Origin of the sequence: Paenibacillus vandeheii, from assembly GCF_030433635.1 — a bacterium.
In the GTDB taxonomy this organism is placed as follows: Bacteria; Bacillota; Bacilli; order Paenibacillales; family Paenibacillaceae; genus Paenibacillus; species Paenibacillus vandeheii.
The window spans coordinates 244,167-260,400 of record NZ_JAROCD010000009.1; the positions used below are offsets into that span (position 1 = coordinate 244,167).

At 47.0% G+C, this 16,234-nt stretch carries 12 protein-coding genes; 8 read left to right on the forward strand and 4 right to left on the reverse strand.

All coding sequences use genetic code 11. The features are described 5' to 3' along the window. Window positions 1–37 precede the first annotated feature (37 nt). From P5G61_RS19510 to P5G61_RS19520, 3 genes are all read left to right on the forward strand, one after another. Window positions 38–1,885, forward strand: coding sequence for an assimilatory sulfite reductase (NADPH) flavoprotein subunit (locus P5G61_RS19510; protein ID WP_301248045.1), 1,848 nt, complete (start codon window positions 38–40; stop codon window positions 1,883–1,885). A gap of 54 nt (window positions 1,886–1,939) precedes the next feature. Then, window positions 1,940–3,661 carry an assimilatory sulfite reductase (NADPH) hemoprotein subunit gene (gene cysI, locus P5G61_RS19515; RefSeq protein WP_301248046.1) on the forward strand — a complete coding sequence of 574 codons (1,722 nt, stop codon included), beginning with the start codon at window positions 1,940–1,942 and terminating at the stop codon, window positions 3,659–3,661. Between the two features lie 210 nt (window positions 3,662–3,871). Next, window positions 3,872–4,588 carry a YebC/PmpR family DNA-binding transcriptional regulator gene (locus P5G61_RS19520; RefSeq protein ID WP_024633833.1) on the forward strand — a complete coding sequence of 239 codons (717 nt, stop codon included), beginning with the start codon at window positions 3,872–3,874 and terminating at the stop codon, window positions 4,586–4,588. Between the two features lie 90 nt (window positions 4,589–4,678). Here the strand turns inward: P5G61_RS19520 and P5G61_RS19525 are convergent, their stop codons facing one another. The 4 genes from P5G61_RS19525 to P5G61_RS19540 all read right to left on the reverse strand — a co-directional run bounded on the left by P5G61_RS19525 (window position 4,679) and on the right by P5G61_RS19540 (window position 7,309). Beyond that, window positions 4,679–5,164, reverse strand: a complete 486-nt coding sequence (locus tag P5G61_RS19525) for a DMT family transporter (RefSeq protein WP_024633834.1) — start codon at window positions 5,162–5,164, stop codon at window positions 4,679–4,681. Between the two features lie 18 nt (window positions 5,165–5,182). Then, window positions 5,183–5,881, reverse strand: coding sequence for a Crp/Fnr family transcriptional regulator (locus P5G61_RS19530; RefSeq protein WP_301248047.1), 699 nt, complete (start codon window positions 5,879–5,881; stop codon window positions 5,183–5,185). A gap of 36 nt (window positions 5,882–5,917) precedes the next feature. Continuing rightward, window positions 5,918–6,343, reverse strand: coding sequence for a DMT family transporter (locus P5G61_RS19535; protein ID WP_079344274.1), 426 nt, complete (start codon window positions 6,341–6,343; stop codon window positions 5,918–5,920). A 168-nt stretch (window positions 6,344–6,511) separates the two neighbouring features. Beyond that, a complete protein-coding gene (locus tag P5G61_RS19540) occupies window positions 6,512–7,309 on the reverse strand; it encodes a Nif3-like dinuclear metal center hexameric protein (RefSeq protein ID WP_301248048.1) in 798 nt (265 codons plus the stop codon). 224 nt (window positions 7,310–7,533) lie between these two features. On the opposite strand from P5G61_RS19540, the gene P5G61_RS19545 reads away from it, so the two are divergent. The 5 genes from P5G61_RS19545 (at window position 7,534) to P5G61_RS19565 (ending at window position 16,185) form a co-directional block, all read left to right on the forward strand. Continuing rightward, window positions 7,534–8,175 carry a biliverdin-producing heme oxygenase gene (locus P5G61_RS19545; RefSeq protein ID WP_301248050.1) on the forward strand — a complete coding sequence of 214 codons (642 nt, stop codon included), beginning with the start codon at window positions 7,534–7,536 and terminating at the stop codon, window positions 8,173–8,175. 78 nt (window positions 8,176–8,253) lie between these two features. After that, window positions 8,254–10,761 carry a diguanylate cyclase domain-containing protein gene (locus P5G61_RS19550; protein ID WP_301248051.1) on the forward strand — a complete coding sequence of 836 codons (2,508 nt, stop codon included), beginning with the start codon at window positions 8,254–8,256 and terminating at the stop codon, window positions 10,759–10,761. A gap of 213 nt (window positions 10,762–10,974) precedes the next feature. Continuing rightward, window positions 10,975–12,624, forward strand: a complete 1,650-nt coding sequence (locus P5G61_RS19555) for a TerB N-terminal domain-containing protein (RefSeq protein WP_301248052.1) — start codon at window positions 10,975–10,977, stop codon at window positions 12,622–12,624. 7 nt (window positions 12,625–12,631) lie between these two features. Then, window positions 12,632–13,975 (forward strand): ATP-binding protein, encoded by a 1,344-nt coding sequence (locus tag P5G61_RS19560; protein WP_301248054.1) that lies wholly within the window; start codon window positions 12,632–12,634, stop codon window positions 13,973–13,975. Next, window positions 13,972–16,185 carry a DEAD/DEAH box helicase gene (locus P5G61_RS19565; RefSeq protein WP_301248055.1) on the forward strand — a complete coding sequence of 738 codons (2,214 nt, stop codon included), beginning with the start codon at window positions 13,972–13,974 and terminating at the stop codon, window positions 16,183–16,185. Before P5G61_RS19560 ends, P5G61_RS19565 begins: the two co-directional genes overlap by 4 nt. Window positions 16,186–16,234: the final 49 nt, after the last annotated feature.

A 16,234-nucleotide genomic window follows, 5' to 3' on the forward strand; every position in this document is an offset into this window, starting at 1 on the left:
GGAATTAAAATTGAAGCAATGCGCGAGGTGGCAAATGGTGGAACTTCAAGTGACAAACAGCCCTTTTAATCAGGAACAGGTTGAGTTGCTCAATCGCCTTATTCCTACATTGAACGATGGACAGAAAACATGGTTAAGCGGATATCTGACAGCCATTCAGGGAACTGCAGCTTTAACTGTACCTGGTGGTATGGCACAAGCACAACAGCCCGTAACTTCAGCAGGTTTGACTACTCCTCCAAGTACACCAGCGGTGTCCAGGGAAGTTACAGTACTCTTTGGATCACAAACGGGGAACTCCAGCGGACTCTCCAAGAAACTGGCGAAAAAGCTGGAAGAGCAGGGGCTTCAGGTGACTCTGTCGGCAATGGGAGATTTCAAACCGAACGGACTGAAAAAAATAGAGAATCTCCTCATTATTGTCAGCACACATGGAGAAGGCGAACCGCCTGATAATGCGATACCACTGCATGAATTCCTGCATAGCAAACGAGCTCCGAAGCTCGAAGGATTGCGTTACTCCGTATTGGCGCTGGGAGATACTTCGTATGAGTTCTTCTGCCAGACAGGAAAAGATTTTGACAATCGTTTGCAGGAGCTAGGCGGAACAGCGCTTGTACCACGTGTGGACTGTGATGTTGATTTTGATGAAGCAGCCGCAGCGTGGATGAATGATGTACTTGCTTCACTCAGCAGCACATCGGATGCTGCAGGTACGATAACCAGTGAAAGTGTTGTAGCTGCAGTAAGCAGCGGGGAATCGGAATTCAACCGCACGAATCCTTTTAAGGCAGAAGTACTGGAAAATCTCAATTTGAACGGAAGAGGATCGGACCGGGAGACGCGACACATTGAACTGTCCCTGGAAGGCTCCAATCTGGAGTATGAACCGGGTGACAGCCTGGGTGTATTCCCTGAAAATCATCCACGCTTAGTCGATGAGCTGATTGCAGCCATGGAATGGAATGCGGATGAGCGCGTTACGGTGAATAAAGCTGGAGAACAGGTATCGGTGCGTGAAGCATTGCTGCGTTATTTTGAAATTACAGCGGTAACCAAACCGGTTGTTGAACAGCTCGCGAAGCTGAATCCGGGAAGCGGGTTGCCCGCTCTGCTCGCAGATAATTCGGAATTTCGCAAGGTGATGAACAGCTGTGACTTGCTCGATCTGGTACATGACTATGGGCTTAAAGGTATTCCGGCTGCATCATTTGTAGCTGTACTTCGTAAAATCCCGGCACGTCTATATTCGATCGCCAGCAGTTCGAAGTCTTTCCCGGATGAAGTTCATCTGACCGTTCGCACAGTACGTTATGATTCACGTGGCAGAGAGCGCTACGGTGTATGCTCTGTTCATCTGGCAGAACGAACCGAAATCGGTGATACATTGCCTGTCTTTATTCAGCAAAATCCTAACTTCAAACTGCCGGAGAACCCGGATGCTCCAATCATTATGGTTGGGCCAGGTACAGGTGTTGCTCCGTTCAGATCGTTCCTTGGAGAACGTGAAGAGACGGGTGCAGGTGGCAAGACATGGCTATTCTACGGGGATCAGCATTTCTCCACCGACTTCCTTTACCAGACCGAATGGCAGCGCTGGCTTAAAGACGGCGTTCTTACGAAGATGGATGTGGCTTTTTCTCGTGATGCGGAAGAGAAAGTATATGTACAGCATCGGATGCTGGAACACAGCAAAGAGCTGTATCAGTGGCTGCAGGAAGGTGCAAGTGTATATATCTGTGGTGACGAGAAAAGAATGGCACATGATGTTCATGCTGCACTCGCAACAATTCTTGAACAAGAGGGTGGTTTAACACCCGAACAGGCAGCAGAATACTTGACACGGTTGCAACAGGAAAAACGTTATCAGCGGGATGTGTATTAATTTCAGAGTATATGCCAGATAAGGCATTCCGTTGATACGAGAGGAGAAAGCAGCATGACTTATAATAACTTACTTAACCCGCAGCGCACAAACAGCGATGTGGAAGATATAAAGATCAAAAGTAACTACTTGCGCGGAAGCCTGACAGAAACACTGGCGGATCGAATCAGTGGAGCAATTCCCGAGGACGATAACCGCCTGATGAAACATCACGGAAGTTATATGCAAGATGACCGTGACTTGCGTAATGAGCGGAATAAATCCAAGCTGGAGCCTGCTTACCAATTCATGCTGCGTGTGCGTGCTTCCGGAGGGATTGTTACACCCGAACAGTGGCTGATGATGGATCGTGTTGCTCATAAATATGCGAATGAGACGATTCGTTTGACGACACGCCAGTCATTTCAACTGCATGGTGTTCTCAAATGGGACCTCAAAAATACCATTCGTGAAGTGAATGATTCGTTGCTCAGCACCCTTGCTGCGTGTGGCGACGTCAACCGGAACGTGATGTGCAACCCGAATCCGGATCAATCGGATATTCATGCTGAAGTATATGAATGGGCATGCCAGGTGAGCAATCATCTTGACCCGCGTACCCGTGCTTATCACGAGCTGTGGCTGGATGGGGAGAAAATTATTGATTCACAGGATTCGGATGAAGAAGTGGAACCGATTTATGGCAAAGTGTATTTGCCGCGTAAGTTCAAAATCGGAATTGCCGTTCCTCCATCCAATGATGTCGATGTATTTTCACAGGATCTCGGCTTTATCGCGATTGTGGAGAACGGCAAGCTGCAAGGCTTTAACGTTTCAGTCGGCGGTGGTATGGGCATGTCTCACGGTGATCCGAAGACTTATCCTCAGGTGTCCAAAGTCATTGGTTTCTGTACACCAGAGCAAATGATTGATGTCGCGGAGAAGACGGTTATGATTCAGCGGGATTATGGGGATCGTGCAGTGCGTAAACATGCCCGGTTCAAATATACAATCGATGACCGCGGCCTGGCCTGGTTCGTGGAGGAATTGACCAGTCGTCTCGGCTGGAAGCTGGATGCGGCGCGCGAGTTCCATTTTGATCATAATGGAGATCGTTACGGCTGGGTGAAAGGCAGCAATGGCAGATGGCATTACACCTTGTTCATTCAGAATGGACGAGTGAAGGATGTGGACGGTTATCCGCTCATGACGGGTTTGCGGGAAATTGCCAAGGTTCATACCGGAGATTTTCGTCTGACAGCTAACCAAAACCTGATTATTGGTAATGTTAGCAGCCAGAAGAAGAAAAAGATTGAAGCGCTGATTCAGCAATACAATCTGACCGATGGCGCGCATTACTCTGCGCTTCGCAGAAGTTCTATGGCTTGTGTGGCGCTTCCGACTTGCGGTCTTGCCATGGCAGAATCCGAACGTTATCTGCCTTCACTGATCGACAAGCTGGAGCCTGTACTGGATGAAGCTGGACTGAGAGACGAAGAGATTGTCATTCGTATGACGGGTTGCCCGAACGGCTGCGCTAGACCGATGCTGGCTGAGATTTCGTTCATCGGCAAAGCTCCGGGGAAATACAATATGTATCTTGGCGGAAGTTTTACAGGGCATCGCTTGAACAAATTGTACAAAGAAAATATTGGCGAAACCGAAATTTTGGACACATTGACTCCAATGGTGAATCAATATGCCAGAGAGCGCAATGATGGTGAGCATTTTGGAGATTTCGTCATTCGTGCCGGTTATGTGCCTGAAGTGCTGGATGGTCAGCAATTTCATGCTTAATTAGTTGAATTCGTGAAGAGAAGCATTCCTTATGGAATTGCTTCTTTGGCGTTTTTGGATCATTTTCTTTTGGGATATCTAAACGGGGCAAGGTGGAATTGACTTGCCCTTTACCATTATTTCGTGAGTCTAAACTTGTTGAAGTACGCTCAACAAGATATAATGACTAGGTAGAAAGCAGATTATATGTTGAAAGTGAGCGGAAACGATATGGGTCGTAAGTGGAATAATATTAAAGAAAAAAAAGCTTCAAAAGATGCAAATACAAGCCGGGTCTATGCCAAATTCGGCGTTGAGATTTATGTAGCTGCCAAGAAGGGCGAACCGGACCCGGAAGCGAACCGCGCACTGAAAGTCGTGCTGGAACGTGCCAAGACGTATAATGTACCCAAAGCCATTATTGATCGCGCCATGGAAAAGGCAAAAGGCAGCGGGGACGAGAATTATGAAGAATTGCGTTATGAAGGATTCGGGCCTAATGGTGCCATGGTCATCGTGGATGCCCTCACCAATAATGTGAATCGTACTGCACCGGAAGTGCGCTCCGCATTTAACAAAAACGCGGGTAATATGGGTGTGAGTGGTTCAGTTGCGTATATGTTTGATCCTACCGCGGTAATCGGGGTTGAAGGCAAAACTTCAGAAGAAGTGCTTGAGCTACTGCTTGAAGCGGATGTGGATGTACGTGATATCGTGGACGAAGATGAATCAGTTATCGTATACGCTGAGCCAGACCAATTCCATGCGGTACAGGAGGCGTTCAAAGCGGCGGGCGTTACCGAGTTTACGGTAGCCGAGCTGACGATGCTGGCGCAAAACCATATTGAACTTCCAGAGGACGCACAAGCCCAGTTCGAGAAGCTGATCGATGCGCTTGAGGACCTTGAAGATGTGCAGCAGGTGTACCATAACGTAGAGTTCGTTTAATGTGAATTAACGATACTTACTCGTATCAATTGCCAAAAAGAGTGTCTGGCCAATCAACGGGATTGGACAGACACTCTTTTTATTGTTCTTCTAGGAGTCGGATTGCAACGCGCTAGGAGATTTTTTCGATTTTGCAGACTTGCTGCCGCCAAACTTGAACAACAAGATACCGCCTACGATGACCAGAACCCCGAGAAGCTGGTTCCAGGAGAATGGAATTTGCTCCAGTCCAAGCCAACCCATGGAATCAAACAGCAGGGCGAAACTTAACTGGGAGGTGAGTACGATAGAGATGGCAAAGGTAGGACCGAGCAGCTTCATTCCCTGTACGAGACAGAAGACCACCCCAACACCGATGGCTCCGCTAAGCCAATACCAGGGCTGCATGTGCTGGAAGCTGAACGTATTTTTCCCCTCCACCACCAAAGAAATCAGAAACGATGCAATAAACCCGGTGAAAAGCACCATCGTTGTTGTGGACCACGAGCCGGTACGTTCATTTACTTTACTATTAAAGATGGTCTGCAGACTGACAAGAGAGCCTGCCAGTAACGCAAGCAAAATACCTGTAATGATCATAGGATATAGATCTCCTTATTCATAGATGTTATGACCCGCCACTTCTGCTAGACCTGCTCGATCTTTGACCATAATAAATCCCTGATCCCGGATGATTAATCCATCTGCACATAGTTTCTGAATCACCCGATTCAAATGCCGATAACTCGTGCCGATCAGATTTGCGATATCTGTCAAATTGAAAGCGTCCAGCTCTTCGTGGACAACAGTCCCCGCTTCTTCTGTAGAGATGGACAGCAGGTAGCTGGCTAATCGAACCTCAACCGGATACATCAGGTTGAAGTTGGAGAAGTTCGAATCAATATAAAACTTGTGAGAAATAATTTTGAGCAGAAATTTCAACAGGGGTGCGTAATCGCTGGCTAGTTCAGCCAACCACTGATAATGAATACGCAGCATCACGACAGGTGAGACCGCCTGTACGGTGTTCACGATGTCGCTCTCTCGAACGTACTCGACATCACCAACGACTTCAAGTGGTGTTTTGAAACAAAGAACGAGTGTTTTATCCTGTGGTGAGGTCGTGAAGATTTTGATTTTCCCCTCGACCAACACGTATAAATATTCGGAAGTTTCGCCTTCACGGCAGATCAATTCGCACTTCTCGAAATGGCATAACGTCATATGCGTACGCATGGGCTCGTAAAATACCGATTCGAGTTGATACTGCTTCAGATAGTGCAATAATTGATGCTCATTCTGGTATTCTTCCATAATGTATTTCACCCCCGACTATATACTCGACACCAGCTACAGTTTCATAATAATGACGCCCGTAACCATTAATGCGATACCCAGAAACTGCGGTAGTTTCATCTTTTGCTTCACGACGCCGAACCATCCGTTACTGTCGACCAGAAAGGTCAGGAACAGCTGTGCAATCAACAGGGCTGAGATCGTAAAGGTTACTCCGATTTGCTGGATTGCCGTGACTTCGCTGAAAATAATTACTGCCCCAAATGCGCCCCCCGCCAGGTACATGGGCTTCACTTGCTTCAATCCTTGCAGGTTGATGTCACGTACGAATACCAGGATCAGAGCCGCCAGTATGAACCCGGTGAGCTGTGTAATGGTTGCGGCTTGCCACGTGCCTATGTCCGTACTGATTCGGGTATTCGCGACCCCTTGCAGGGTGATGCATGCACCGCCTAATAGTGCAAAAATAATTCCTCTCATGGTTGTACTCTCCTTGTCGCGTCATTACTTCTTCGTTTTCTATTAAATGATATATTCACTCAAAAAGCCAAGGACAAATGTCCTCAGCTCAGAAGTTATAGCATTTAGAGTACAACAAAGGCTCCGCAAAATCCACACAGAACCCTGTTTAGAACATTATTATGACAATCAAATTACTTGATATACCGGTTGCTCACCTATAAAATGAACAGCCAATTCCGGGAAAGCCGCAGCCAATCTATCAGACAGAAGCTTCATTCCCGAAGCCTCACTCTCGGCATGGCCGATCATAAGAAGAGCCTTTTGTATTCCTTGCTGCACGGCATCACGTATGTACTCCGGTGTCTCCCATTCGAATCCTTCACCTGCAATAATGAGATCAAGATCTTCCTGCTCAAGCAGAGGAATGGTCAGACTGCCGTTGCCTCGAAAACCAACAAGAACTGCTGCTCGTCTGCATGCCATCTTTGGATCACCAGCTAGGCGTACATATTCGATCCCAAGCGAACGTTTAATATGTTCCGCAATAAGCTGAAGTGTCATACCTTCCGGAAAGGACAGTAAATCGGCTTCCGGTTTACGCTGTACTACATAAGAGGACCATCCTAATGAATGAACCAATCCTTCCGTAATGCCATCCGGTTGAAAACGGTGAATTGCATCATGGCAGCGATAGATAGAAATTCCGCCGTTCTCGATTAGTTTTCTCTTGGTTTCATAGACCGGATCATCAGTCAGCCAATCGGTATGACTATGATGGTTATAGAAGGGAGGCTCATGAGCGATGATGAGGTTGGCACCGTGTTGTATAGCTTGCTCAATCACATGTTGTGTAGGCATAAAAGTTACAAAGATGCCTGTGACCGTCTGGTTGGGAGAGCCCGTGATTAGTTGATCCACGGTGTTTTCCGGTAGTTTAACTTTGGCAGTGAGATGGTTTATAACATGTTGAATGGTTATACTCATATGGATCATTCCTCCAATGACAGGTATGCAAACAGTGTATCATTTTGAGGGATGAAGAGCATTATCTACCTGATTCATATAGTTTTCTCTTACAAGAGAAAGTATACTTACATAGAGTCTTTATCTAGATTAAATGAAGTATCCATTCAAACCTGCACTGAACATTAGTTAAGTATACGTTTTAATTCTGATGAAGAGATCCGACATAGAAGGGCGATGATTACATGACAGCCAGTACGATTATGGAACGTCTGAAGAGTGAGACAGCTCATTATCACAGACAAGTGGAACAGAACGATTATGCCAAGGCTATTATGAATCAAACCGTTAGCTTGGAAGATTACAAGACATATCTGGAGAAATTCTACGGGTTCCTGAAACCATTGGAAGATCAGGCTGTACAGCAGCCTTTCTGGGAAAGTACGGGACTGGATTTCGAGATTAGAGGAAAAGCGAACTTACTTGAAAATGACCTGCGGAATCTTGGCGCCAGTGAAGAAGAAATCAGCCAGATTCCTTTATGTAGGGATCTTCCGGATATCTCGACACCAGCAAGGTTGTTTGGCTATCTATACGTCATTGAAGGATCTACGAACGGAGGTCAGATCATGACGAAGCGCTTGTCACAGTTCCTGCCGATTGAAGCAGATCGGGGGCTGGAATATTTTAATGCCTATGGTACGGAAACCAGAACAAGATGGGCAGAGTTCACGGAGCTGCTGCGTCAATCCATCACAGCGGAAGAAGATCACGATATTATGGTGCACACGGCTTCGGAAACGTTCCGATTACTCGATCAATGGATTAATACAAATACAAATACAAATACAAATACAAATACAAATACAAATACAGATCAGTTATAAGTTGAAATAAGTGTTATCACATCATGAGAGGGGATTTTTCAGGCTATGCCCGAATCGAAGTCCAGGAAAGAAAATAATATGCTTAACCGTACATTGCTCAATCAGGGTACGTACACTAGTGATCCAATTGATTTAAACAATTGCGACAAAGAACCCATTCATATCCCCGGCTTCATTCAACCTCATGGTGTGCTCTTGGCTGTGAGCACCAACAATATCCCGACGATTGTACAATGCAGCCAAAATACAGAAGAACATCTCGGTCTTACTGTGCAGGAAGTGATTGGTCTGCCACTTGAGCATCTGATTGGCAAGGATAATATCAGACAGGTGCTGGCATGCAACTTCAGTGCATCTGTAACATCAGACCTGCAATATATGGATCTCACGATAAACGTATCTGGAAAGGCTCAGGTCTTCACTTCTGTCATTCATGAAAGTGAAGGCTTGTTGATTCTGGAGCTGGAACCTTCTTATGAAAAAGGGAACATGGAAGGTAATGATTTTGAGTGGATTTCCAGATTCTTCAGCCGCATCAAAAGTACGGACAATCGGGTGGAAGCGAGTCAGATTGCAGCAGAACAAGTGAAAGAAATGCTCGGCTATGACCGGGTCATGATCTATGAATTTGACGAACAATGGAATGGGAAGGTCATCGCAGAAGCACGCGAGGAAGAACTAGAACCATTTCTCGGACACCATTACCCCGCGTCTGATATTCCCAAACAGGCGCGCGAGCTGTACCTGCGCAATTGGTTGCGCACCATCGTGAACGTAAATTATCAGCCTGTGGAGATTGTTCCCCTGCTGCAACCTTTGACGGGCAAACCGCTTAATCTGAGCTTGTCGGTTCTGCGCAGTGTATCCCCGTTACATATTGAGTATTTGCAAAACATGGGGGTAGGCGCAACCGTAACCATTTCCCTGATTCATGACAATCAACTGTGGGGCCTGATTACATGTCATCATAATTCAGCCAGATATATACCTCATCGTGTTCGGAACTTGTGTAACTTCCTGGGCTCCTTCTTCTCAAGTGAACTGTTCCAACGTCAACAGTTAGATGACTATCAGGCTGAGATCAGGTCACGTGAAGCAGCTACCCAATTTGCAAATATCTTTATTGGCAATACAAGTCCAGCGAGAATTATTGAAGAGCTGCAGGGTGAAGAGCAGACCTTACTGAGCCTGATGGATGCTTCGGGAGCTGCGATCTGCTATCAGGATAAGCTGTTGTTATATGGCGATACGCCAGCAAGAGAGCAAGTTCGGGAACTGGCGGCATGGTTGGCAGGCAAGTCGGAAGATTACAGTTATCACACCTCCAAACTGAGTTTGGAGTATGATCCTGCTAAAGCTTACAAGGAAAAAGCATCAGGTATTGTGTATGTTGCCATATCCCCTGGGCAGCATCACTATATCATCTGGTTCCGTCCTGAAGTGGTTCAGCTTGTGGATTGGGCAGGGGATCCGGCCAAAGCAGTGATCAAAACCGATGATGGGATGCGCTTGTCTCCGCGGAAATCCTTCGAAAAATGGAGAGAGGTCGTTCAGTCTACTTCTTACCCATGGACAACGAAGGAACTGAATGTGCTGCCATTGCTCAAAAGCATTGTGCGCCGTCAAACGGAGAACCAGCTGGCTCAGGCGGAGGAGCAATCTTTACAGAATGCACGTGTTTTGCGGCAAAATGAGCAGCGCTACTTGCAGTTGATGGAGTTTTCCCCGGTGGCCTTTTTTACGTTGACGGATGGATTCATTATTTATTGCAATAACAGGGCAGCTGAACTGCTTGGCTATGAAAACTCCAAAAATCTCATCGGCAAGGAATTTAGAGGGTTTGTGCCTGACAAGACAAGAACGATTTTGCAGCAAAATCTGGAGGAACTGAAGCTCAATAATACTCGTTTGTTTACCAACAAGGCGTACTTCACCACAGCAACGGGCACGTCTTTGCTGCTTGAGATTACGCTGGCTTCTGTTACGCATGCAGGCAAACCTTCAGTGATGGTCCTTCTGAACAGTGGAAACTCCCATCATGATCAGGATCATTATACGGAGACAACCAGTCAGCTCCAGAACTATCTCAACACAGATTCGTTAACAGACATGCCGCTTCAGACGATATTCAAATCCCGGCTTCAGGATGATTGGGATGAATGTTTGCAAGAGAAATGCAGTTTGGGTCTATTTATTATCGATATCGATGATTTCCGTTCATATAATGCATCTTATGGACTTCAAGGCGGCGATCTGTGCCTGCAATGGATAGGAGATGTACTTACGGTTGTTAGTGAACAAAATAATGCCGTCATTTCACGTCTTGGGGGAGGAACCTTCATGTTGAAACTGAAGAGTGCGACATCAGAACGTTCAGCGGAGCTTGCCGAAGAAATTAGACAACATGTGCTTGCACTTCAAATTCAGAGGGATCTGTCCAGCCCAAGTGAAGTAGTCACTGTTAGCGTAGGCGGTGCGGTAATGGTTCCCGAAGAGACGCTAATGATGTCGGATCTAATTGAAAAAGCCAGTCAGGCCCTTGCTCAAGCCAAGAGTGGCGGGAAAAATCGGGCTATCGTGGTTTGACACGAAGTTGTACCAGGTCTTGCTGTAAAGAATACAGGTAAATGGTAAAGAGGGAAGGGATTTAAACTGGATATCAGTTTGAATGTCTTTCTTTTTTTCTGCTCAAAAGGAAAGTATTATTTTCATCACCGCAGGCACAGGACAAGTGTTATAATGTTCAATATGGATACACTTGTTCGCATTCACACGTAGAGGACGGTGAAACGGAATTCAATGAAAGAGGATTCAAGACAACTGGAATTTATGGAGATAGATCTGAGTGAAGAGCCCATCACAGCGGCAGTCCCGGTTCCTGATCGTTCAACGATTGTCCGTGCTGATTTTGATATAAGATTGCCTGGCGGCATATTGTCTTCGGAAAAAAGGTTTGTCGAGGAAGCAAGGCAGCTCATGGAAGTGAAAGGGGAGCAGGCTCCCTGGATTCCTTTCATGAGCTATTGGCCGACCTATGGTGTAATGAACGAACCCCAGCGAAAGTGGTATATGTATTGGAGGACGGAAGTCCGGCAAGGACGTTTCCCTGATACGGATCTGTCCTATCTGTTTGTTCATATTTATGAACTGATTAACGGAATTGGTTGGCAGGAACCCCAGGAAGGTTACGACCAATTAAAACAGCTTTGGATGAGCTATCGTGAACGGCTCCCGCAGTTGAATGTATATATGCAGGAGTGGATCATTGATTTTGGCCTGGTACACCAGTTGAACATGTCGTTATCCGAGATGGTGGAGCTTTCGAGCGGGTATCTGCCACCAGAGATTCTGGATATGGAATTGAAGCAGCTGTTAAACGGCAATGTATCGGATCTCTCCTTGAAGCTTTTACAGAGATACTATGACTATGACATTACGCTCAGCAAATTTTACAGGGATGGCGGCAAGCAAGTTCTGGAACAATACATTCCTCGTGTTATGGCTTTGGTGGATACCTATCTGCTGCGTACACGCAAGGCAGGCATACTGGATCAATTTCAGCTGAATCATGAAAGGACTATGGAACGCACGTTGTTTCGAAAAGCCGTATATGACGACTCGATTTATGGAAAATCGGCTCGAATGTCATATGTTCCGATTGGAGAGCATGCAGATTTTATCCAGTTTGTAACCCGGGTTTTTCGATGCACGGAAAATAAATGCCGTGAACTGCTCGGCTTCAGAGGGCGGCTCCGCGGAAAGACCCTTGAACCTGAGCTTGCAAACGTGATTGAACGTTACCTGGACAAGGTCTTTGCAGTCGAGCAAATGCCAGAAGTAGAGCAACCGATAGTCCGAATTGATACAGAGAAACTTGCTTCGCTGCAGCAGGAAAGCGAATATGTGCGGAGAGCACTCATGATTGAGGAAGAGCATGTGAATGAAGATAGGGATACAAACGATGCTACCGATGTGAGTAACAGATCTGATGTATTGGGAACCTTGGCAGAGATTGAACAGAATAAGGGCAGTCGAGGCCCTATGGTCATTCAGAACTCAGTTGATAAAGCTGAAGGAGAAGATGCTAAGCGATCTAACCAGCTGGGGGCTGACATCGAGAAGACAATTAATGCTGACCGAAGAAAAGGAAGCGGAGATTCGGAGTCATTAACCCTTCAATGGGAAGAAACCGTTTCAGCTAATCTGGATGAAGAATGGAAAGTATTCTCGGAGCAGCTTTCTCCAAGTCATGTAAGGACAATTCATGCCTTGCTCGGTGTCAACCCGGATACGGAGCTGATGCAAGTGGCAGAGCAATACGGTACGATGCCTGCACTTCTGTTGGATGAAATTAATGATATAGCCATGGAAACGATTGGTGACCTTTTGATTGAAGGCGATCGCATGGTATCGGATTATATGAATGTGTTTGAACATGTGAAGAGGTGATTGGGCAGTGGCAGAACTTAAAATACCCAAGCGGCTGACTACCGCACTAGTGAATTCGTTGACAGCGGGCGTTGTGCCGCGAATTGGACTGGAGCAGATTGCTGTTGGGCGAAAATCTGAAGTGGATGCGATCTTGCGGGATATGGACAACATTGCTGAAGGCGGGGCAGCCTTTAAGCTGATTACAGGAAGATACGGCAGCGGAAAGAGCTTTCTTTTGCAAATGATTCGCAACTATGCGATGGATCGGGAATTCGTTGTGGCGGACGCCGATTTGTCTCCGGAGCGCAGATTGGTGGGAACCAAAGGTCAGGGGCTTGCAACATACCGTGAGCTGATGACTCGTCTGTCCACTCGCACACGCCCGGATGGCGGGGCATTGGAATCGATTTTGCAGAAATGGATTGCCGGTCTTCAGCAACAAGCGATGCAGAGCCAGGGCTTGCGCCCGGATGATCCCGCACTTCCCGGTGAAGTGGAGAAGCAGATCTATGCAGTAACGAACGAAATGCAGAATCTGGTGCATGGGTTCGATTTTGCCAAGGTGCTGGCTTCGTACTGGAACGGGTATAAATTGGCGGATGATGACCATAAACAGGCGGCGCTGCGTTGGTTAAGAGGGGAATTTTCGACGAAGACAGAAGCCAAAAAAGAGTTGGCCGTCGGCGTCATCATTGACGATGATAACTGGTACGACTACTTCAAATTGTGGTCAGAATTCACGTCACGGATCGGTTACAAAGGGTTACTGTTGTTCATAGATGAAGCGGTAAATCTGTACAAAATTACAAACAGCATTTCCCGCCAAAGCAACTACGAGAAGCTGCTAACCATGTTTAATGATACGATGCAGGGCAAAGCAGAATACCTCGGCATTTTTGTAGGCGGCACACCACAATTTGTGGAGGATGAAAGACGGGGGCTTTTCAGTTACGAAGCACTTCGGTCCAGACTCATTGATGGCCGCTATGCAGCAAGGGAATATGCGAATTATACCGGACCGATCCTGAAACTTACGATGTTGTCCCATGAAGAGATATTGATTCTGCTGCAGAAGCTGCGTCAGATTCATGCCCTTCACTTTGGATACAGTGCAAGTCTGACGGATGAGGATTTAGTTGGTTTTATGCAAACAGCGGTGAACCGACTCGGTGCAGATGAGTTACTGACCACACGTGAAGTGGTGCGGGACTTCATGGATGTGCTGCATACGCTCCATCAGAATCCCGAAGTGACCTATGCTCAATTGCTTGGTGAGCGAGCAGTCCAACCGCCTGAAGCTGGAAAAGGAACGGATTCTTCATCATCTGCCGATGATCTGGATGATTTTCTGGCGGAGTTTGAATTATGAGTGAGAATCCCTTCTATCGACTGGCTCCTTTTGTACAGGAATTTATTTATAAGAAAAGATGGGAATCGCTCCGGCCTGCTCAGATTGAAGCCTGCAATATTTGCTTTCATACTCCGCATCATATGCTGATTGCGGCAGGCACAGCCTCCGGCAAGACGGAGGCGGCTTTTTTTCCAGCGCTGACCGAGCTGCATGAACGGCCCTCCAAATCCGTGGGCATTTTGTACATCGGGCCGCTTAAGGCACTGATTAATGACCAATTCGAGCGGCTAAAGGACTTATTGGCAGAGGGCAATATTCCGGTATGGCATTGGCACGGGGATGTGCCTCAGGCAGAGAAAACCCGTCTTATGCGACATCCATCCGGTGTGCTTCAGATTACGCCTGAATCGCTGGAAGGTCTGTTGATGAATCGTCCCAATGCCATTCCAGCTCTGTTTCATGATCTGCGGTATGTCATTATTGACGAGGTTCATGCTTTCATGGGAGCAGATCGAGGCATTCAGGTATTGAGTGAGTTGGCTCGAATGGAGCGCATGGCTGGATGTAAACCGCGAAGAGTGGGACTGTCTGCGACACTGAGTGATTATGATGCAGCAACAGCCTGGCTAGCTGCCGGAACAGGGCAGGGTGTCGATGTGGTCGCTTCTCCCGGTGGTCGCAAGCTGCGTCTGCGGGTGGAGCATTTTTCATTTCCTGATGCGCGGGATGAAGAACAGGCGGAGCATCTGCATAATGCACGTAAAGTCTATTACGACTTTATCTATGAAAGTACACATCGTAAAAAAGCGTTGATCTTCACCAACAGTCGGACGGACGCCGAAGTTACCATACTTGAGATGCGGCGTGTCGCCGCACGGAGACAGGAGCGGGATGTTTTCCATGTTCATCACGGGAGCATTTCCGCCATGTTGCGAGAAGAAACAGAAGCTGCCCTGCGAACCGGATCAGGGCCAGCAGTAGCGGCGGCTACCGTAACACTGGAACTGGGTATTGATCTTGGTGAACTGGAACGGGTTGTGCAGCTTGGCGCGCCTTATAGTGCATCGAGTTTTGTTCAGCGTCTTGGACGATCAGGCAGGCGCGAGGATATGGCTTCCGAGATGCTTTTTGTATGTCCGGAAGAAGAGGATGAGGAAGCTCAATTGCCTGCTCGTATGCCATGGACACTCATGCGGGCCATTGCTGTAATTGAATTGTATGTAAAAACCAAATGGGTTGAACCGCTTGAAGCTCGTAAAATGCCGATGGGTGTGCTCTACCATCAGACGATGAGCATGCTGAAAAGCATGGGGGAGGCGGAACCCAAAGAACTGGCTGAGGCTATGCTTTCGCTGGCACCATTTACGCACATTCGTGCAGATCAATATCAGCTATTTCTGAATTATCTGATTGAGACCGATCATCTGCAGTGGACGGAAGATCGGACATTAATCATCGGGCTTACGGGTGAAAAAACAGTGAATAACTATCGCTTCTACGCAGTGTTCAAAGATGATGAAGAGCACAAAGTACTGAATGGCTCCGAAGAGATTGGCTCTATTACAACGGTGCCACCACCAGGTTATTGCTTCTCGCTTGCAGGCAAACTCTGGAAAGTGGAAGAGGTGGACCACAAGCATAAATCCGTGTATGTGAAGGCGGCCAAAGGCAAGGTGGATACGTTATGGCTTGGTGCAGGTGGGGACATTCATACGACAGTCGTCCAGAAAATGCGTGAAGTACTGTCAGACACGGTGATCTATCCCTATCTTTCCCCTCAAGCGGTAAATCGCTTGGAACGTGCTCGTCGACTTGCACGTGAAAGTGGATTACTGAAACAGGTGGTCATCCCAGCCGGTGGAGATTCCCTGTATGTATTGCCCTGGGTGGGAAGTAAGTCTTTCCGCACATTGGAGCGTTTAATGAAGCACAACTTGTCTGACAAGCTTGCCTTGCGTTCTGTTGTACCGATGGAGCCTTATTATTTTGTCGTATCAGGCAAGGTGGATGGTCGGACACTTTTGGCCGAGATCATGAGCGAATGTCGAACAGCGGAAGACGCATCTGCGTTACTTTCAGAAAATGAGGCACCGTATCTTGGGAAATATGATGAATTCGTGGCTCCTCCATTGATCCGAGAGGCTTTTTCAGTGGATGGATTGGATTTAAATGGTTTGAAAGAAGGATTACAGCAAACGTTAACATGGGATTCTTCATCTATGAAATGACGTAATTGCGCAATTCACTTACTTTGAATTTGAATTAGAAAAATTTAAA